This is a genomic window from Parabacteroides sp. B2-S-102 (assembly GCF_023656665.1).
Lineage (GTDB): Bacteria > Bacteroidota > Bacteroidia > Bacteroidales > Tannerellaceae > Parabacteroides > Parabacteroides distasonis.
Window position 1 is genome coordinate 192,699 of the sequence record NZ_JAMOKM010000007.1, and the last position, 20,550, is coordinate 213,248.

A 20,550-nucleotide genomic window follows, 5' to 3' on the forward strand; every position below is an offset into this window, starting at 1 on the left:
CTATTTTATTTTGTTTTCAACTTCCCTATAAAAACGATACAATTGTCATCATCAGTAATTTGATTATTCAACTTCTTCACTTTACTCAATACTTCTGGGAATAATTTTTGAGTGGAAGTCAGAACCTTTTCCAATTGCTCTTTTAATGCGTAAGGTTCCATGATCGCAGTGAAATAACCTCGATTGAAGGACGGATTGGTAGGCCCATCTATATTCCCTAGCATATTCCATTTCAAATTCACGAAACAACCTTTAAGGCTTTGTTTGTCTACTAGGATTTTCGGGAAACGGGGTAACTCATTATTCCAAGAGGTTTGCGTATACCAAGTGACTAGAAAGTGATTGGGCAGCTCCGTGAAATAATGGCAGATCGGCTCATGACCCGTATGCATCGTAAAAGCAGGGTGTAGCGTATTTGAGTCTATGTCATAATGATAAAGTGTGTCTTGCGAGGCTATACAATTATGAAGATAGAAGTCGGAAGCGGTGGTATTCAAAGATTCTCGTACCTCATAATCGTAAGTGCTTGGGATCAACATGAATTGGTCGGAGACCGGATATTCTTGGATGATATTGCCTTCGAAATCCTGCGTCCAGATCAATGCGGTGGGAGTTCCCTGAAAAGGTATGCACATGACGGTTACTGTTTTTTTCTCGGCATTGATGACGAACCGGCCTTTATGGGTTATATAGGCCAGAGGAATGTGTTTTTGTGGCTGCCCGTCGAAGTCAAACACTAATATCTTAGAGGCACGAATCTCCATTAGATAGATTTTATTATTACTTTCATCTAAATACTGATCATAAATAAATAGGTTATATTCATCCGGCCCTTGTCCTTGGGAGGAGATCTTTCTGATGAAATCCCCATTACGGTTATAGAGCTTACATGAAGAGCCTGCCCTAAAAGATTTCACTAAAATATAATGGTCACTCACGGCTATATGGGTATCTTGCCCTGCGGCGGTCAATGCGTCTTCCGAGTTTTCTAGGCGAATAACTTGAAAGGAAGAAAGCAAGGAGCTTAGCGATAAATTGAATGTATCCTTTACGGAAGAAAAGTCTAAACTAGTCACCGGATCTCCTTGCAGATTAATAACCTGTGCTATGACTGGGCAATTATCCAAGGTCAACTTTCTGGATACATTTGTCTCTTTATTTCCGCATGAGGAAACAACCGTTAGTAACGTGATCGATACGTAATATATGATTCTATTCATGACCTTATTGATTTAAATAACACATATTATATTCATTGGCTACTATTTCATAATTAGATATAGAAGGACATAGATACTTGTTTACGCAGTTTTTGCATGAAACATAATCTCTTGTAAAGAACCAAGGTTTAAAATAGTTTTCTATTTCAGAATAAACAATTTCAGACAATTTTTGATCTTGAATATTTCCAATCGTAGGAAAGTTTACGTTAGAATACACTTCTCCTGTAGGGAAAATGGTTAATTTGCCAAAAAGATTATCATTCAGTATTTGTTTTCTGAAAATATGCTGTTTTGTGTTTTTTTGTTCTATAATATCTTTAAAATCATTATAAATATATTCTTTGAAGAAATCCATGTTATCTCCTGTATACCAAGGTATATAATCAACATTTGTGAATTTCCCGAGGTTGTTTTTAGATAAAAAAATAACGTCATTCTTATTAGAAGCGATTAGACTCCAAGTGATATTATATTCATTAAATAAGTTTATATAACTATTTAACTCTTCATAATCTACAGGTAAATGAACCATTATCATTATTGAAAATTGCGGATTTATTAACAATTGTTTCAAATCTTCTTTGTTGTATTTTTTATATGGTAATATTATCTGTGTTTTAATACTGTACTGGCGGGAGAGTGATAACAGATAGGAAAAAAGCTCTTTTTTTTCTATTGTAGCTGGTATGATATTTATTTTATCTATTTGACAAATAGATAATTGTTCTATTATCTCTAGATATTTTGCATGTGATAATTTTTGTTTTTCTGTATATGTGGGATATAAGAATTGCTTATAGCAATCTTTATACATTGGATTTAAATCAAAACCTTGATTTTCTAAATAAAAGGTCACTTCATGGAGATGAAATAGTGCATTTTCTCCCAGTAAATTGTATTCTTTTGTCTTTGGATTATTAGGATGATGAAGAATCCGTAAAATAGGCTTAGAGATAAAAGGTGGAATACCTCTAATGTTTTTGATTATATCACCTGAAAATGTATTCCTTATCTTTTTTATGAATTCTGTAAATTGCGAATCTCTTAATTGATACTCATAAATACCTACACAATAGGTTTTATTTGTATTATGAAGAATTGATAAGACTGTATTTATTGTCTTTCCATATAGGGAACAATCAATATAAGTTGAATTTAATGTATTGTATATTACATATTGATTTTTACTGTAAAAAAGAAATGTGTAAGATTCTAAATAGAACCAATGAGTATAATTTTCCATGTTCAATCTATTAATATTTCGTTTTCTATTCTATCTAATAAATCAGGATGCTTTTCTAAAGCGTATATGTAGGTGGAAAAATATCGATTGACATCTTCATTTCCAAGATAATAAGGACATACGGTTTGACCTTCCTCATCTTTGGGTAAATAAAACACGCAGATCTCACAATTTTTCCACAACAAGCATTTTTTGCATTTATCAACTATAGGAGTATAAAGTTTCAAATACAGTTGTTTAACTTCCTTGCTATCCAAATTTATTTTACCATCTCTCACATAGCCTAGCGGATACTGTTGTCCAACCTTCTCGCAAGGTAATATTTTCCCTTGTACTGTCAAAAATATCTTTTTAGAAAAAGGTACACAGGTGCTTGTTGGAAAATATTTGATATCTTTATCTTGGAAAAATAGGTCTGGGATGGTTTTGTAAGTATTGCCAAAATACGATTGCATGAAAATATCTAATTGCACAATATGGGAATCATCTGCAATCTCCTTCAAATAGCTACTTCCACAGTTTACCGCTTGCTTTATGCTGTCTTCTTTAGAATGAAACATTCTATTAAATTCTTCTTTCTTGTCTTCAGCAATTCCATTTCTATTCAATTCAGATATATAAGGTGTTTTGTCAAAGTTAGTCTTTATGTAGCTATAAATTTGATCAACAGAGTTTTTATCGTGCAATACAGAGTTGAAATTTACATTGGAATCAAAATAATTAGGATGATTATCTTTTAATTTTTTGATATTAGCAAATACAATATCGAAAGACTCTTTCCCTTCCTTTTTTACCCGATATATATTATTCTGTTTGGATCCATCAATGCTTATCAATAAATGCACATCATTCTCGACAAGATAATTCATATATTTAGGCAATAATATCGCATTTGTCGTTAAATTATATACAAATGTTATCCCCTTTATCTTCACTGCATTTAAGTAGTTAATTATTTTTTCAATTAATATCATATTGACTAAAGGTTCTCCTCCAAAAAATCCTATGTTTATGGTATTATTGAATGATATATTACGATATGATTTCCATAGTGATATTAAATAGTCAATTAGAATTTTAACATTATTAAATTCTTGTTTGCCTCTATTGCGTTCATCTTGATTTGAATATAAGTCTCCATAACTACAGTATTTGCAAGATAAATTACATTCATCCGTTACCTCAATAAGTAATTGATTTAGGTTTGCTAACTCTGATTCTATACAAGAGGTATCATATTCAATCTCCATATTGGGGATTTTTTTCTCGAAAAAATTATTCTCTCTCAAGAAGAAATCTTTTTGTTTATAATATTCATATGCATTCTTGTCCATATCTATATCAACATATTCATTTTCAGAGGGAGACAATAATATGCTATTTATATATGAACTATAAATATATGTATATCCGGATTTTGATATAACTGGTTGTATCATAATTTATTATTTAATTAGCTTTTGATATCACTAGCATTTCGCACATATTGAAATTGGTATAATAGTTAATTGACATTCAATATCTATCTTAGTGGAAGTAAGAACTTCTTATTTCTTATTAAAGAAATAAGAAGTTCTTTAAAGTGACAGATATCCGCTATAAGATACATCTTATAACAGAAAAATCTTATCTTACTTCAGAAAAGGTTAGTAACCCCATCCATATCCACCACCCGGAGAATAAAGATCTCCTGAATGATTTGCGCTAGCATTAGCTGAGCCGCCTCCACCTCCGCAAATGCAGCATCCACCGCCTTTGAGTTTTTTTAGCTCTTTTTTTTCTAACTCATTTTTGCTGAGTTGAGAAAGTTTCAATTTACGTACTTGTTTCATAACGATAAATTTAAATTGTTTATAAATATGAAATTAGCCAGAATAGACTGGTGTTTCTTCTAATATCCATCTAAGTCCATATCCTGAACTTCCTTGATGTAGACCAAATTCCCATGAATGGATATCCTCATTTTTGGGAAATGATCCTATAATTTGCAATATAGCTTGTTTTTTATCCAATATTATCTTATTATTACAAATAAGATTCCATTCTAATAAAAATAGATCATCGAAATTTGTATGAATTGCTGTTATATCTGCGTTGTTAATTCGTATATTTATATAACTAGATATTCCCATTAGTCCTGTCTCCAAACTAAGATCTTTTATTCTTCGTAAATCCCGCTCCATGACTTTTTTATCGATTTCTGTAAGGATTTCATTGGAATCCCCTTCCATGAACCCATTTTGAATTAGATATTCGATTCCCCAGCCGATTCCACATAATCCAGTCTCCAGATTTATAGGCAATGTCTCTGGAATATTCTCGCAGATTTCTTCGAGCAGTTCCCCTGCAAAGTCATCATATATAGCTGAGTCTGTATATCTTGCGTAGTGCGCAAAGAATAGCACAACTCCCATCTTTCCATGGAATAAACCAATATCCTCTATGTCGATTGAATGCAAAATCAGATGATTCGCTATTCTTCGTAATAATATGTCTTTTTCTGTATTCATCTTACCAACACTCAATTTTAGTATTTAAATCTTTTGCAAAGCCTAGCAATAATTCTTTTTGATAAGTTTTGCTTGATGTCAAACAAACAACCTTACTTGGGTTTAAGATTCGTAAAATCGTCTCAAACGTATTTGCGTATAAGAACAGTCTAGGAAAATTTTGTTCAATGCTATCATTCTCAAATACCTTTTGTTCGGAAAATTCAACTTGTACAGCTGTAACTGTTTCCGGTAGTTCTGTATCATCTGGAATCTCATATTCAGATAATAATAGAATTGGAATCTCTTCTTTTTGTAAAAAAGTCGATATATGAGCCAATTCTTCCTTGTCCACTAGGTAAACCAAGCAACATCTTTTATATGGAGATAAAAGCTTTGTCCAAAGATGATTATCTATATTAAAGTTATTTGTGGTATTCCTTTTCTTTTCTATCCATTCAAAATGATTCAAGAAATTAGAGATGTTGTGAATAGACTCCTCGATAGATTTTCCGGCGATACGGGAACGTATATAATCCATTTGTTCTTTCGAAATGAAAGACAGTATATATACGAACAATGCGTTTTTTATGGAATGGTTGCCAAGCATGAGTCTTAGGGTATCCCGGACCTCATATTCTTGAATAGCTGTTCTTATATATTCTTGTATGATTGTATCAAACTCGATTTTGTATTTTCCCAAATCCAGCGAACTCATCTTTTCTTGAGACTCCTCTTGTCTCCAATTTTCCAATGTGCGCCAAGGAATTGAATGACGTTGCGCAGAATAGAAATAAGAAAACATGGATTCAAAGCGTGAACGTATGAATAAATTTTTCCTTCTTTTCAGCTTTGAATAATTACATTTCTTGAATTTCTCTACAGGAATGAACCGATCCTCCGCTTTTTCATACCAATATTGATAAGTTTCAGTGTGCTTTTGAAGACATGGACGTAAATGAAACCATATCAGACCACCATCAAATAGCTTTTTATTGTGAAACATTACTTCCAGAACTTGATTGTAGCCGGGAGCTTTTGGCAAATAACAAGCTTGGTAGGTCATTTCTTCAGAGACCTCGAAAAAGAAAAGATCTCGCACTCCGTTGAATGGGCATAGAATGTCCCGGTAGGTTGTGTCTATCTTTTCGTCTCCTAAAAAAGTAAGCCATTCTCCGTTTTTTTGTAACACATTGATACCAGAGAGGGATACCAATATTTTATCTTGCTTGATTCTTTTTTTCAAATAGGAAAAATAGAAAGGAACCATCTTTATCGCTAACCAGTCTTGCCATTTTCTTTTTGGACTTTTGTCCTTTTTAAAATTATGCAGGTAAGATGTATATAGCTTATAAGCAATTTGTTCCAAAGGGTTGATCCGGACTTTTTGCTCGGTGCGGTAGGCATCACAATATTTTTTGAATGATTCGGAAAAAAATAGCTGATCTGAATCTATCTTGATCGCATAGCGATATGTTACTTTTGAAATCGCATAATTCGTGTATCCGGAAAGGAGATGAATTGAATCCTTCGGCAGATTCATGGTCTCTTGGAATTGTTCATCCGTTAAATCTATAGGATAGATATAGGGTTGGTATTCAAAGATTTTGATCTTGTAGGGGTATTTGCTCTGTTTTCTTTTAAGTATATTAGCTGTCTCATCTGTACAATTGTGATATACCGCAATCAGCTCATCTAATCCTTCAATACAGGACTCTATGCAAGCGTCTAGGAAATCCGCGCTGTTTTGGCAGCGCAATATACCCGTTACCCCTAAAGGGCGTTCTTTTGTCAATTGTGATAAATCGACAGTGTATTCGGTATAGTCCTGTTGCTTAGAGCTCATGGTAATTAAATTATTGATTCATTTCTAATTGATTTTGAGAAAAACAAGTTTCCCAAATTTTTTTCTGTATATAGCTCTCTTTATAAGGACTATATGGCAAATCTCTTTGTGCATCTTCTCCTATGTACTCTTTTCTAAACATTAAATATGTATGATAATCTTTTAGTGTATCGTCATTCAAAATTTCTGTTTCTTGTATCTTTATATCTATATCCGATAATACATCTTTGATCTCACCGGTAATAAAACGTTCTCTTAATAGATAGGTGATTCCCCATCCAATGCCACATAATCCATCTGACAAATCAAGAGATAAATCATCCGGAAGCTCCATTATAGATTCTAATATCTCGTCCGCGAATTGTTCATATAAAGCATCTCCACTATAACGACTGTATTCATAAAATAGGATAGTCATGCCTAGCTTACCGTTATACAATCCGGTATGCTCTAGAGCCTCTGTTTTCAGTACCCCGTAACGGAGTAGGTCTTTTAGTATGCCTTTGTATTGAATGAATAACTCTTTCATATCGTTCATTAATTGTAAAATGAAAAATTCGTACCCCAGCTACCAAAAAAATAATGAGAACAATATGCTTCCTTTATTTTTTCATGGAATGAGGCGGTCTCTCCCTGATAGATATATGAACCCATGTCATCTTTCGTCACAGGCGTTACTTTTGAATAAGGGAAAAGAGTAACCTTGTATCTTTTCTTCAAGGTATTAAATATCCGTGATATCATCAATGGGCCTGTTGTATGCATCACCTTTTGTGCTGGATAGTCCCGTAACATTGCATCAGTAATTTCTTTTAAAATGTCTATCCATCCTCCGCATCTTGGCTCAGAAACCATAAATGCATTTCCTATTAGGGTGGACATACTTGAGTTGAAATTATGCTCCGGGGGCTCTTCGCCAAATCCTATCATCACGTCTTCTAATAATGGCTCGATAGGCTTAAAACATTCCGTATCCAAATCCGTATAGACTCCCCCATATACATATAATATCATATAGCGAATCGTGTCCCAACGTTGTACATTGTATGGAAAACTTCTATACATGGAAAGATACTCCGGAAAATGTTTTTCTACCAACTCATCCATTTCCTCTCCGTTCCAAAGGTGATATTCCCAATCTGGATTCTGCTCTCGCCAAGTTCTTGCCAAGATTTGTAAGCGGGTGGGCATACATGGTTCTGTACGCCCCTCCCAGACTTGATGTATGATTTTAGGGATTGCCATACGGTTTATTGATTTTCAAATTCACCCACTAGCCATCCTAACTTATAGGTCAGGATAACTTGATATGTCCCTGTTCGCATCCCGTTCACTGGAATGTCGATTATATCGCCCATCGCACCGGAAAATGTATTCTCATATATTATATTACTATTCTCATCCGTAATATGAATTGTCAGGTTATCCAGAGCATCCTTGAACTCTATGCTCAGTATATTGTTATCTATGGACAATGTGGGTGGCAACGCCGTGATGGAACGATAATCCTCATCATCCCATCTTCCTTGTGTAGGAATGTCATCCCCGTACGCCAATGAAATGGAGAAAAAAGAACCTAAAAAGATACAGAAGGTCAACAAATTTGTTTTCATGCTCTAATATTGTTTAATTACTGGTTGTATTTTAATCGTTTACGAAATATCAGTAAAAAAACAATAAGCGAATGAACAAAAATGAACAATGCGAAAAAATATTTTTTCGTCCTATTCTCGCTTTTGTTCATTTTTGTTCGTTTTTATTAATTTTAAATCCTGCATAAATTATTATATATCAGATATATATTTATCAAAATCCTTCGCTGCTCCTTCCTTCTTGGTGAGCTTCTCATACAATCTTTTTCGATAAACGGATACGTTTCCCTTACCCAGCAAGATTTCGATCGCCCCGGGTTTTACTCCTATTTTACTTAGATAACAGATTTTCCTCTCCGATTCGTTTAAGGAGGTGGATTTTTGCAAGGTGGTCACCATCTTTGGGTAAAGTTTGTCCACCGAGATGAAAAGTTTATGCCAATCCGTATCCGTGGGTTCCCAGCCAGCGGGGGAACGGAATTTATCATATAGGCGTTCGTTTTGCAGTCGCTCTGATTCCTCTATTTTTTTCCGCTCTTCTTCTCTTGCTTGTTCCCGTTTCTTTAAGTTTGAGTTCTCACTCCGAAGGGTGAGCAAATTTTTCTCTAATTCATCTTTGGTATGAGACAATTTCTCTAATTGCATGATTTTTTGCCTAATCTCCTCGTTTGTCCGCTTTAGTTGCTCATCTTTTTCCTTGGAAAGTTGTCGCTCTGTCGTTTTGTAAATTTGGATCTCGTTCTGTAGGCTATCCTTTACGTCAGATATATTTTTCAGGGTCTGCTCATTTCTTTGAATTTGTTCCTCATTGGCTTTTAACCGTTGTAACAGGTTTTTTCGTTCTCGCCTGTAATGGATGAAACGCAGTAGGGCTACTGTTAATAAAAACAGGCAAGCCGTTATGAGTAAAGAATAAAAGGACTTCTGTTTAGAGGCGTAAAGCCGTGCCTCCCATAAATCCTGTTCGATTTCGTTATATGAATAGAACGCTTGTACGTTCCGGATGGATTCAGCATTCTTTCCTTGCTCTATAGAATCTTTTAATAATTCGTATTGCTTAGATAATAACGCCGCTTGTTCCCATTGCCCTTTCTCCAAGGCTATTTCTTTCAAATGGAAAAGTCCTCCGGCACGTGTCTCGGGTAAAGGTGCAGAATTTATACAGGCTTGTAAGTAAAAGCGAGCCGAGTCGATTTGACCGCTTTTCTTATAAAGTTCCCCAAGCACTAGATATACGGGATATTTGGCTTGTGGTTTTGCTACGTTTTGTAAAGATGTCCGCAATAATCCATGTGCTTCCTCCATGCGTTGTCTGTCTATATAGAGACCTGCTAATTCCGTATAAACCGAAGGAATAATTCTCTTCCTCATTAAAGCGATCGCTTTTTGGTTGCAAATAATGGAGCTGTCTTGAAGGCCCAGCATCAAGAAGGTACGCCCTAAGTCCCGCAATGCGAACACCTGTCCTGTACTGTCATTTATTAGATGAAAATTCTCCACCGCTTTTTTCTGGAAAGGCAATGCCTTCTCATAAACCTTCTGGTAGGCATAGAGCATACCTATATGATTATGGATCCTACCAAGCAAGGCATGATCCTCTATCTTTTCCTCATCCCGAAGAGCTTTGAGGTAATATTCCTGCGCTTTTAGCGGGTGCCCCAAGTCTTGATTGATTCTTCCTTTATAATACCAAGCTTTCGCTTTTCTTCCCAAGTCGTCTGTTTTCTCGTAATAATCCGCGGCGATCGAGATCAGGGAGTCGGTGGTATGCGTAACGTACGTCTTGTCTTCCGCTTCCGTCAGCAGCAAAGAATAATGTGCCTTATCTTTTCGGGATAGGTTTTCTTTGTTCTCTATTTGTTCAAGGAGCATTAACGCGCTATCCGGATGTTGAGGCATAAGGTTCTCTACTTTCCGGAAGTCTATGGTTTGATGCCCCATCCCATCGCAAGAGATCCATATAATAGGTATTAGAATTAACAGGAAAACAATGTTTTTCTTCATTTGCGTGTTATTTGTTGAGGGTAAAAATAATACAAAAAGACGAGAATATCTTGGCTGGAAATCCCGACTTTTTGGATCTATTTTTATTACCATTAAAACATATTGAATAACAGACGGTTACACTAGAAGCAAGTCATCCGTTTATGGCTTGACAAGTGAATAACTAACGGCTTGTCAAGTGAATAACTAACGAGTAGGGGTAGCCGTCAGTTAACGGCTTGGGAAGTGATCAGTTATTCACTTGAGAAGCCTTTTCCCAGAGAAGATATACTTACTTTGCCGATGAAGTATATCTTCTCCGGGCATAGAATATATACTGCGTTGGCCAAGTAAGTATATATGGATAAAAATAGGACTTTTTCACCCTACCAGCCACCTCTCGATATTCCGGGTCTCGGAGGAGAAATTCGCGCCGATCTTTAAGACCTCCCGGTCGTCTCCGGCGAAGGGTAGGGCATAACCTTTCTCCTCGATCTGCCGCAGAGCCTCCTCTGCGGTTCCGTTCAGCTTGAACTCCATAATATAGACGTAGCGGTCGGTTTGTAGGACGAGGTCGATGCGTCCATTCGAGGTGTGGTATTCCACTTGCGTGTACAGTCCGACCAGCTTGAAGACGATGAAGAGCACGTTGCGGTAATGCAGCTCCGTGTCCCGTTCCGGGTTCCGGCCAATAATCGCCTCGTAAGAGGTATCGGCGAAGAAGCTTTGTAGGCGGTGGAAGAAGGCGTCGTAGTCTCCTGCCCGTACCTCTCTCACAAAGCGGCCTATCTCGAAAGGAGACTTCGAGGCTTGAATGTTCGTATAGAACGGCAGTAAGTATTTCATGAAACCCTCCTCTACCTCTTGGTTGGGGAAACCTAAGCGATAGATCTTGAATTCCGGCTCGTAATCCTTGATCGTGAGGTATCCGCTTTGGTAGATGACGGGGATGGGATTGTTCGAAGCGGAGTCGATGCTGTTCAACACATCAGCGTCGGTCTCGGTGTTGGCCATGTCGTACAGGTCGTAATTCGTTCGTTTCAGCAACTCCACCAAGTAAGTGGGCGTGCCCGTCTCGAACCAATAATCGCTGAGCCGCATATACTTGAAGGTATTCAGCAGGCTGAAAGGGTTATAAATGCCCGGTCCCCCGGCCACGAAATGATAGCCGTCGTACCGTTTCCGTAGCAAGGATCGGGCCTCCTCGTATGTCCGCTCAAGGGCAGAGGCCAACGTATGGATGTCCTCATCGAAATGCGTACGCAGCTCCGTTTCCGTGATGCCGCAAATGGCGGCGTAAGGCTCCCGCATGGATATATCGTCCAGATTGTTGAGGTCGCTGAAGACGCTTACCTTCCCGAACTTGGTCACGCCGGTCAGTAGGGCGAAGCGTATAGCCCTGTCCATAGTCTTCAACACACCGTAGAAGGGTTTGAGCATGTTCCGGAACCGGTTTTGCATCTCTTCGTCGTGCAAGTTCTGTAGCAAGGGCTTGTCGTACTCGTCGATCAGGATCACGGCCCGCTGTCCGGTTTTGCGGTAGGCCCGGTCGATGATTCCGGCGAAGCGGAGGGGCAGGGTCTCCTCGGTAGGCCGTGTCCCATACTCCTCCTCATATCTGGACAAGGTATCATTTAATATCTTATACAAGCTGTCAGGGGCGTCGTAGTGGGAGATATTCAAGTCGAAATGCAAGATCGGATACTTGGTCCACTCTTTCTCCAGCTTCTCCATGGCCAGTCCCTCGAACAGCTCCTTTTTCCCTTGGAAATAGGCCTCCAGCGTGGATAGCAGCAGACTCTTCCCGAATCGACGCGGGCGGCTGAGGAAATAGTAGCTTCCTGTTTTCACCAATTGATAGATCAAGGCGGTCTTATCAATGTAGAGATAGCCGTCCTTGCGGATCTTCTCGAAGTTCTGTATGCCGATGGGGTAAATAGTCTGGTTCATATCGTCTTGTGTTTAATGTGACTCATAGACAAAGATATGAAAAAAACACGTACATGTTTTCAAAAAAAGACGTACATGTTTTCGGAAAAACACGTACGTCTTTTTTTAAAGGCTTTATAGAGTATGATTCTACCTAGTACTTGAAGCTTCCTCCCCCCAAGAATTCACGGAGCAAGGAAGTTCCGGGAAGTTCCTCCGTCGGGATGTAATTAAAGTAGCGGAGGAAACGGAGCAAACGATACGCCTCCGCATTCGCCTTACTACTCTCCGGCACTTGCGCGAGGATCGGTTCCGCAAATTTGCGCAAGGCGGCCAGCTCATACAACATGGCGCTGTTAAACATAGCGTCCGCATTCTCCTGATACGGAAAGATCCATTTATCCTCACCCCGGCGAACGCTCGGCCAACGGTTGATCGTATCTTCCGCCGAATATCCCCTAAAGCGATAATCCCGGATGATACGGCGCAGCAGACGATTATCCGTCGTCGGTATCCAATTATGGTTATCCAAAGAGATAGAGGTCAAGACCGAGACATATACCCGATATTTATATTTATCATCGATAAACTCCGTCAGCTCCGGATTCAAGGCATGGATACCTTCTATCACCAAGATCGAGTTCTCACGAAGCTTAAGCTTCTTCCCTTTGAAAACCCGTTGGCCGGTCTCGAAATTAAAAGTCGGCAAATCGATCTCTTCCCCGGATAACAACTTCTTCAAATCCTTATTAAAATAGGGTAAATCCAGCGCATACAAGGATTCAAAATCATACTCGCCATGCTCATCCTTCGGTGTATCTTCCCGGTTCAAGAAATAATCATCCAAGGAAATTCCTACCGGATGAAGCAGGTTAGTTGTTAATTGCACTTGCAAACGCTTGCAAAACGTAGTCTTTCCCGAAGAAGAAGGGCCAGAGATCAAGACGATACGGATGCCCTCTTTATATCCATCGGCGATCTTTTCGGCGATCTTAGCAACCTGTTTTTCCTGCATCGCCTCAGAGACAAGGATTATATCCTGAGAGCGGCCTTTCTCTATCGCTAAATTCAAATCCCCCACATTATCTAAGCCGACAGTCCGCTGCAATGTAAGGTGTTCCTTATAAGCCTCGAACATCTTATCCTGCTTGATGACAGGCTGCAATTCCATCGGATCGGTCTGCTTCGGAATACGGAGCAAAACGCCATCCATATACGGTTCCAAGTCAAACAATTGGATATAGCCGGTCGAAGGGGTTAAACAGCCATAAAAGAAGTTGATATAACCTTCCAACTCATAATAAGAGGTATAAGGCAATCCCGCCGTCTCTATTAAGCGAGCCTTATCATTCATACCCCGCTCCCTGAACAATACGGCGGCATCCACCGTACGGACACTCTTATGGAGGAAAGGAAGATCCGCGTCAATCAACTCCCACATACGTTTCTTGATCCTCTCGATCGTCTCCAGATCGATGTTCTTGCCGTTATGGATCACGCAATAGTAACCTTTCGACACCGGATGTTCCAGATTTAAGGTCGCCGTCGGCCAAATATCATACACCGCCTTGGAAAATATATGGCAAAGCGAGCGGACATAGGTTCTCAATCCGGATAATTGAGTATAGTCGATAAATTCGATATCCTTCGGTTGCCAGCAACGGAAGTTCAAGCTTTCCGTCTTATTATTCACTTGCGCGTTCATCGGCCTGTACCGAAGCGGAGCGCCAAGCGCCGTATAAATGTCCAACAACGAAGAACCAATGGGTACATCCTTGTAGGTATTATTATTTTTGCAGTAAATTGTTATTGTCTCAGACATACTATCTCAGTTATTATTTGTAAATTCGCCCCCTAAAGTTAGGAATATTAATCGGATATACAATCCACTTAAACGTAATTTAAATGGACTATTCTTTTTTTGATTTTCTCCGGCTGATCGGCTCCTTGGCGCTGTTCTTGTACGGAATGAAGATCATGAGTGAAGGGTTACAAAAATTTGCGGGTGACAGTTTACGTCGAATACTAACCGCGATGACCACAAACAGAGTGACCGGTGTGCTCACCGGCGTGTTAATAACGGCTCTCATCCAATCCTCATCGGCTACGACGGTTATGGTCGTGAGTTTCGTGAATGCCGGACTCTTGACATTGACCCAATCCATCGGAGTCATTATGGGTGCCAACATCGGAACCACGGTAACGGCATGGCTTATCTCCGCCCTCGGTTTCAAGGTCGATATCGCCGCATTCGCCCTTCCCCTTTTAGCTTTCGCTCTCCCACTCTTCTTCTCAGGAAAAAGCTCTCGTAAATCAATTGGTGAATTTGTCTTTGGTTTCGCGTTCCTGTTCATGGGGCTTCAAAGCTTAAAGGCAAACGCCCCGGACCTCGGAGCGAATCCGGAGATGCTGGCTTTCGTGCAGAATTATACGGATATGGGATTTTTCTCCATCATCTTGTTCTTATTTATCGGAGCGATCTTAACCATGATCGTACAAGCCTCCGCTGCCACGATGGCTATTACATTGATTATGTGCGCCAACGGCTGGATCGATTATCATTTGGGAGTCGCTTTGGTATTAGGCGAGAATATCGGAACCACGATTACGGCCAACTTAGCCGCATTAACCGGAAACACACAAGCACGACGAGCCGCGTTAGCGCACCTTGTTTTCAACGTTTTCGGTGTCATGTGGGTTTTGGTGCTCTTCTACCCTTTCACGAATGCCGTCTCATGGTTTGTTACCCATGTAATGAAGGTCAGTGATCCGGCTGTGGCGGTATCCTTTAAACTGGCAGCGTTCCACACAGCATTCAATATCAGTAATACTTTCATTATGATCTGGTTCGTAAGCTTGATCGAAAAGACCGTATGTACGCTTATCAAGCCCAAGGTGGAAGACGAGGAATACCGCCTTCGCTATATCACGGGAGGTATGTTATCCACCGCCGAGCTTTCTATCCTGCAAGCGCATAAAGAAATCTCATTATTCGCCGAGCGTACGGCTAGGATGTTTAATATGGTGAAAGAATTATTCTACGAGAAGAATGAGGAGACCTTCCTCAAGACTTATAGCCGCATCGAGAAATACGAGAATATCAGCGACCGCATGGAGATCGAGATCGCAAATTACTTGACTGAAGTATCGGAAGGCCGTTTGAGTTCTGAAAGTAAGGAAGAAATCCGTATCATGCTACGTGCCGTCTCGGAAATCGAGAGTATAGCGGATTCTTGTAATAACCTTGCCCGAAGTATCAAACGCAGAAACGAGTTCAAATCCGAATTCACGGAGGAGCAAAACAAGCACTTGGATCATATGTTCGAGCTGGTATCCGGGGCGTTAAATCGCATGAACCTAATTTTGCATAAACCGGAACTCGTACATGATGATATCAATCCTTCTTATAACATAGAGAACGAGATCAACAACTACCGTAACCAGTTGAAGAGCCGGAATATCGAAGATATCAACAATAAGCTGTACCAATATCAAGATGGCGTTTATTACATGGACATGGTTAGTGAAAGTGAAAAGCTGGGCGATTATGTATTAAATGTTGTTCAAGCGGTTATCGAGAAGAAAATATAGCGTATATTTGTCCTTAACAATATCAACAGCCCTTTTCCGTTATTGAGAGAAGGGCTGTTTTTAATATATATCCACTATGAATTATAAGTATTATACGATCGTTATCCTTGGCCTTTTAGCATTCTCCGCTTGCGAGAAAGATGATATCGATATTCCGGCAACCGACAATGAAGTAAATCAATGGATCGAGCAAACGATGCGAGAGAATTATCTTTGGTATTCCGAGTTCCCGGATAAAAGTTCCTTGGACTTTAGTCTTGATCCGGAGAGCTTCTTCAAGGGCCTGTTATCCGATAAAGACGGGAAAGAGCTTTCTGATGGCCATCATTACTTCTCCCAATTAGAGAAAGCGACCGTAACAAAGAGCATTTACGACGCGAACAACTCATACGGATTCGATTTCGCGACTTCCAACCTTAAAGACGGAGGCAGGACCTATAAAATAGCCATTGTCCTTTATGTATTAAAGGATTCACCCGCCGAAGAAGCCGGATTGAAACGGGGAGACTGGATACTTGGCGTAAACGGCTCCTTGGGTTCTATCCAAGACTATGATGTGTTGAGAAGCGGAGGCAGCGTATCCCTCCAACTAGGAAAAGAAACAGGAAACACCAAGGGATTCGTCTCCACCCGAAGAGTTACCTTGAACGCATCCCGAACGGTAGAAGACACCCCATTCCTAAAAGATTCCGTATACACATATGGCAATAAGCGAATCGGCTATTTGATGTACAACCATTTCGCCTCCGGACCGAATGAATACGATTATAGCGACACTAGTTATAATCTTTATTTGCAACAACTCTTCGAAAAATTCAAAAGTCGCAACGTCAATGAGTTCGTACTTGATTTACGCTATAATGGGGGTGGGCTTGTCAATTGCGCCCAATTACTGGCTTCGCTATTAGTCCGTGAAAACGTTTTAGGAGAACCTTTATGTATCATGGAGTATAACGATAAAAACTCCAATAAAAATGAGACCTTACCTTTGCTCAAAACGACCGAGGTCATGGCGGGAAACTTAAACCTACAACGGCTATTTGTTTTGACAGGTTCAACTACGGCTTCTGCCTCCGAACTTATCATTAACTCGCTACGATCTTATCTAGACGTTCGGGTTATCGGTAAGCAGACTTTTGGCAAGACCGTCGGTATGACGATCTACAATGAATCTAAAAAATATGGCTGGATACTTTCTCCCGTCACTTTCCATATTTATAATAAGGATCGGGAAGCTGATTATGAAGACGGATTTCATCCCGATGTAGCTATCGATGAATTCAAGAGTGATCTAGCTGAATTCGGAGATTTGAAGGATCCTTTATTAGGACAAGCTATTTACGAGATAACCGGCCAGTCACCGCTCTTACGATCCGCTACCCCGAGGGGCAACCGGGAAATCCAATATAATCCCCCGTTGTCCTATAAGGATAACTTATTACTGATTCCAAAAGACTAAAAACAAGATATATGGAAAGCGCATTTCTTAAAATCATAAACGCAAAAGTATTAACTCCTTCGGGTCTCCTACCAAACGGGCAAATCATCATCTCGGATGGGAAAATAGTGGAGATCACCGGGCAAAACCGGGAGATTCCTCATGCGGAGATCATCGACGCAAAAGGATATTATGTGGCTCCCGGCTGTATCGACACGCATGTACACGGCGGCAACGGACATGATTTCACGGAAGCTACCCCGAAAGCGTTCTATGCGATCACAAGAGCACATGCTTTACAGGGAACAACGGCTTTATATCCTACATTGGCAGCTGCCCCTATCGATACCTTCCGGGAAGCGATCAAGACCTGCGAGCACATCATGAACCACCCGGAACAGGGAGCCCGCATCATGGGATTACATCTCGAAGGCAACTATTTGAATATGGCTATGAAAGGCGGACAAGACCCTAATTATATTTACCCGCCCGATCCCCAAGAATATAAGGAATTACTAAACAGTACCCAATGTGTTAAACGCTGGAGCGCCGCCCCCGAGCTTGACGGGGCTTTGGAATTCGGTAAATATGCGTCAGCTCATGGTGTGTTGGTTTCACTAGCCCACACCACAGCCGATTATCTCCAAGTGAAAAAAGCATACGAAGCCGGATTCACCCATGCTACCCACTTCTACAATGCCATGACTTCCGTCCATAAAGACCGTGAGTATAAACATGAAGGAACAGTAGAAGGTATTTATCTCATGAAAGATATGACCGTTGAAGTTGTAGCCGATGGTATCCACGTACCGCCGGCAATCTTAAAGTTGGTATATCAAATCAAAGGGGTAGAACGTACGTCCTTAATCACGGACGCAATGGCCGCCGCCGCTTGCGATAACGGTACGGAACATTTTCCGGACTCCCGGGTAATTATCGAGGAAGGCGTATGTAAATTAGCCGATCGCTCAGCTATCGCGGGAAGTATAGCTACCGGAATCCGTTTGATCCGTACCCTAGTCGAGAAAGCGGAAATTCCATTGCACGACGCTGTTCGTATGGCTTCCGAAAGCCCAGCCCGCCTAATGGGTCTTTTAGACCGTAAAGGAACATTGGAGAAAGGAAAGGATGCCGATATCATCATTTTCAACAACGATATAGAGATTCAAGAGACCTTCATCGAAGGTAAACGGCTCTCCAAAGAATAAGAAATCCAATAAACAATGACTTCTCCTATCTTGTTTTTAGATAAATAAGGGCATGAATGTATATGGAAAACGTAAAAGAACATTACTGGAGATACTCATTGATCACCATTATATTAGGACTAGGGGTAATTCTATTTTTTAAGATTACCCCGTTTCTTGGAGGTATACTTGGAGCATTCACCATCTATATATTGCTGCGTGGACAGATGTTCCATCTGACAGAAAAGCTAAATATGAGACCGGCTTTTGCAGCTTTACTGTTACTGGGGGAAACAATCTTATGTTTCTTAATCCCAATCACATTGGCGATCTGGTTGGTAATCAACAAAACTCAAAATATTAATTTAGACCCGACTGTACTGCTAAATACAGGCCAACATATAGCGGATCTAGTTCAGGAAAAGACCGGGTTTGATGTACTGGATAGAGGAAACTTATTAAAAGTGGCCTCTATACTCCCACAAATCGGACAGTTTTTAGTGGGTAGCATAAGCAGTTTCGCCGTAAATGTCGTCGTCTTGATTTTCATTCTGTACTTCATGTTGATAGGCGGAAGAAAAATGGAAAACTATCTATACACCTTATTCCCCTTCAGTGATCAAAACAAGGATGAGGTACTCAACGAGATCAATATGATCGTAAAATCAAACGCCATAGGTATCCCTCTTTTGGCGGTTATACAAGGTATCGTAGCGGTGATCGGTTACTTTATCTTTCAGACTCCCGATCCGCTGTTATTTGGGTTTCTCACTTGTATCGCTACGATCATTCCCATTGTAGGGACCGCATTGGTCTGGGTTCCGTTGGCGGCTTATATGGCTTTAAACGGAGATTGGGTACATGCCTTGGGATTGGCTATTTATGCCTTGCTTGTCATTACGAACGTCGATAATCTGATTCGTTTTATCCTACAAAAGAAGTTGGCGGATATACATCCGTTAATCACCGTCTTCGGAGTCGTAATCGGGTTGTCCTTATTCGGATTTATGGGGATCATCTTCGGGCCGTTGTTATTATCCTTATTCCTTCTTTGTATAGATATCTTCAAGAAGAGCTATTTGGATAAATAAAGAGTATCTACAGGACAGGGTATCTTAAAAAGTCATACCTTTACACTACATTTTGAGTAAAATGAATTAATATGTCACGTAGAACAGTAAACAATTGGAAGCCTATCAAGGGGCAACCTCTCACCGAATTAGACAAGAAAATCCTATATATCCAAAATAAAGGACATTTAGTACCCACCCGCAAGCTTATCAAGACTCCAGAGCAGATTGAAGGCATCCGCAGAAGTAGCGTGATCAATACAGGGGTGCTGGACTTAATCCAGAAGGAGATTAAAGAAGGTATGTCTACAGCTGTTATCGATAAATTGGTGTATGATTATACGGTAGGGCATGGAGCGATTCCAGCCCCCTTAAACTATGAGGGGTTCCCTAAAAGTGTATGTACCTCTATCAACGAGGTCGTTTGTCACGGTATTCCCAGTGAGAAGGAGATCCTAAGAGACGGTGATATTATTAATGTGGATGTCTCAACGATTTTAGATGGTTATTATTCGGATGCGTCCCGCATGTTCATGATCGGGAACGTATCTCCGGAAAAGCAGAAATTGGTACAGGTCGCCAAGGAATGTCTGGAGATCGGTATGAAAGCGGCGAAGCCGTTCGGATTCGTCGGTGATATAGGCAACGCTATTCAAAAGCATGCGGAGAAAAACGGATTCTCTGTCGTACGGGATTTATGCGGACATGGCGTCGGTCTGGAATTCCATGAGGAACCGGAAGTTTGTCATTTCGGACGAAAAGGAACTGGGATGCTTTTAGTTCCGGGTATGGTCTTTACGATCGAGCCTATGATTAACATGGGTACTTGGAAAGTATTTATCGACGAGGAAGACGGTTGGACGGTCATCACCGAGGATGAACTACCCTCCGCCCAATGGGAACATACCTTCTTGATGACAGAGACAGGATTGGAAATTCTTACCTATTAATATCTAATG

At 40.1% G+C, this 20,550-nt stretch carries 17 protein-coding genes; 5 read left to right on the forward strand and 12 right to left on the reverse strand.

The window, feature by feature from the left end; translation table 11 throughout:
* Positions 1 to 5 precede the first annotated feature (5 nt).
* The 12 genes from NBH07_RS11530 to NBH07_RS11585 all read right to left on the reverse strand — a co-directional run bounded on the left by NBH07_RS11530 (position 6) and on the right by NBH07_RS11585 (position 14,127).
* Complete coding sequence (locus tag NBH07_RS11530; RefSeq protein WP_005860060.1) at positions 6 to 1,220, reverse strand: DUF4934 domain-containing protein; 1,215 nt, start codon at positions 1,218 to 1,220, stop codon at positions 6 to 8.
* A gap of 4 nt (positions 1,221 to 1,224) precedes the next feature.
* Positions 1,225 to 2,466, reverse strand: a complete 1,242-nt coding sequence (locus tag NBH07_RS11535; RefSeq protein WP_005860062.1) for a TIGR04150 pseudo-rSAM protein — start codon at positions 2,464 to 2,466, stop codon at positions 1,225 to 1,227.
* Positions 2,467 to 2,468: 2 nt separating this feature from the next.
* Positions 2,469 to 3,905: a radical SAM peptide maturase gene (locus tag NBH07_RS11540; protein ID WP_009016696.1), complete on the reverse strand. Its 1,437-nt coding sequence runs from the start codon at positions 3,903 to 3,905 to the stop codon at positions 2,469 to 2,471.
* Between the two features lie 207 nt (positions 3,906 to 4,112).
* Positions 4,113 to 4,298, reverse strand: a complete 186-nt coding sequence (locus NBH07_RS11545) for a TIGR04149 family rSAM-modified RiPP (RefSeq protein ID WP_005860066.1) — start codon at positions 4,296 to 4,298, stop codon at positions 4,113 to 4,115.
* A 33-nt stretch (positions 4,299 to 4,331) separates the two neighbouring features.
* Positions 4,332 to 4,976: a lanthionine synthetase LanC family protein gene (locus NBH07_RS11550; protein WP_005860068.1), complete on the reverse strand. Its 645-nt coding sequence runs from the start codon at positions 4,974 to 4,976 to the stop codon at positions 4,332 to 4,334.
* Position 4,977: 1 nt separating this feature from the next.
* Positions 4,978 to 6,801 carry a glycosyltransferase family protein gene (locus NBH07_RS11555; RefSeq protein WP_005860070.1) on the reverse strand — a complete coding sequence of 608 codons (1,824 nt, stop codon included), beginning with the start codon at positions 6,799 to 6,801 and terminating at the stop codon, positions 4,978 to 4,980.
* Positions 6,802 to 6,811: 10 nt separating this feature from the next.
* Positions 6,812 to 7,330, reverse strand: coding sequence for a glycoside hydrolase family protein (locus NBH07_RS11560; RefSeq protein ID WP_227211346.1), 519 nt, complete (start codon positions 7,328 to 7,330; stop codon positions 6,812 to 6,814).
* 8 nt (positions 7,331 to 7,338) lie between these two features.
* Positions 7,339 to 8,046 (reverse strand): glycosyltransferase family 32 protein, encoded by a 708-nt coding sequence (locus NBH07_RS11565; RefSeq protein ID WP_005860074.1) that lies wholly within the window; start codon positions 8,044 to 8,046, stop codon positions 7,339 to 7,341.
* 5 nt (positions 8,047 to 8,051) lie between these two features.
* Positions 8,052 to 8,414 (reverse strand): DUF3244 domain-containing protein, encoded by a 363-nt coding sequence (locus NBH07_RS11570; RefSeq protein WP_250833511.1) that lies wholly within the window; start codon positions 8,412 to 8,414, stop codon positions 8,052 to 8,054.
* 171 nt (positions 8,415 to 8,585) lie between these two features.
* Positions 8,586 to 10,397, reverse strand: coding sequence for a tetratricopeptide repeat protein (locus tag NBH07_RS11575; protein ID WP_005860079.1), 1,812 nt, complete (start codon positions 10,395 to 10,397; stop codon positions 8,586 to 8,588).
* A gap of 360 nt (positions 10,398 to 10,757) precedes the next feature.
* Positions 10,758 to 12,326 carry a PD-(D/E)XK nuclease domain-containing ATP-binding protein gene (locus NBH07_RS11580; RefSeq protein ID WP_005860081.1) on the reverse strand — a complete coding sequence of 523 codons (1,569 nt, stop codon included), beginning with the start codon at positions 12,324 to 12,326 and terminating at the stop codon, positions 10,758 to 10,760.
* A gap of 133 nt (positions 12,327 to 12,459) precedes the next feature.
* Complete coding sequence (locus NBH07_RS11585; RefSeq protein ID WP_005860083.1) at positions 12,460 to 14,127, reverse strand: nucleoside kinase; 1,668 nt, start codon at positions 14,125 to 14,127, stop codon at positions 12,460 to 12,462.
* Positions 14,128 to 14,210: 83 nt separating this feature from the next.
* On the opposite strand from NBH07_RS11585, the gene NBH07_RS11590 reads away from it, so the two are divergent.
* The 5 genes from NBH07_RS11590 (at position 14,211) to map (ending at position 20,541) form a co-directional block, all read left to right on the forward strand.
* Positions 14,211 to 15,896, forward strand: a complete 1,686-nt coding sequence (locus NBH07_RS11590; RefSeq protein WP_005860085.1) for a Na/Pi cotransporter family protein — start codon at positions 14,211 to 14,213, stop codon at positions 15,894 to 15,896.
* A gap of 76 nt (positions 15,897 to 15,972) precedes the next feature.
* A complete protein-coding gene (locus NBH07_RS11595) occupies positions 15,973 to 17,355 on the forward strand; it encodes a S41 family peptidase (protein ID WP_009275212.1) in 1,383 nt (460 codons plus the stop codon).
* An 11-nt stretch (positions 17,356 to 17,366) separates the two neighbouring features.
* The gene (gene nagA / locus NBH07_RS11600; protein WP_005860089.1) at positions 17,367 to 18,542 is read left to right on the forward strand and encodes an N-acetylglucosamine-6-phosphate deacetylase; all 1,176 of its coding nucleotides are present in this window, start codon (positions 17,367 to 17,369) and stop codon (positions 18,540 to 18,542) included.
* Positions 18,543 to 18,598: 56 nt separating this feature from the next.
* Positions 18,599 to 19,612 (forward strand): AI-2E family transporter, encoded by a 1,014-nt coding sequence (locus tag NBH07_RS11605; protein WP_005860091.1) that lies wholly within the window; start codon positions 18,599 to 18,601, stop codon positions 19,610 to 19,612.
* Positions 19,613 to 19,683: 71 nt separating this feature from the next.
* Positions 19,684 to 20,541, forward strand: a complete 858-nt coding sequence (gene map / locus NBH07_RS11610) for a type I methionyl aminopeptidase (protein ID WP_005860093.1) — start codon at positions 19,684 to 19,686, stop codon at positions 20,539 to 20,541.
* Positions 20,542 to 20,550: the final 9 nt, after the last annotated feature.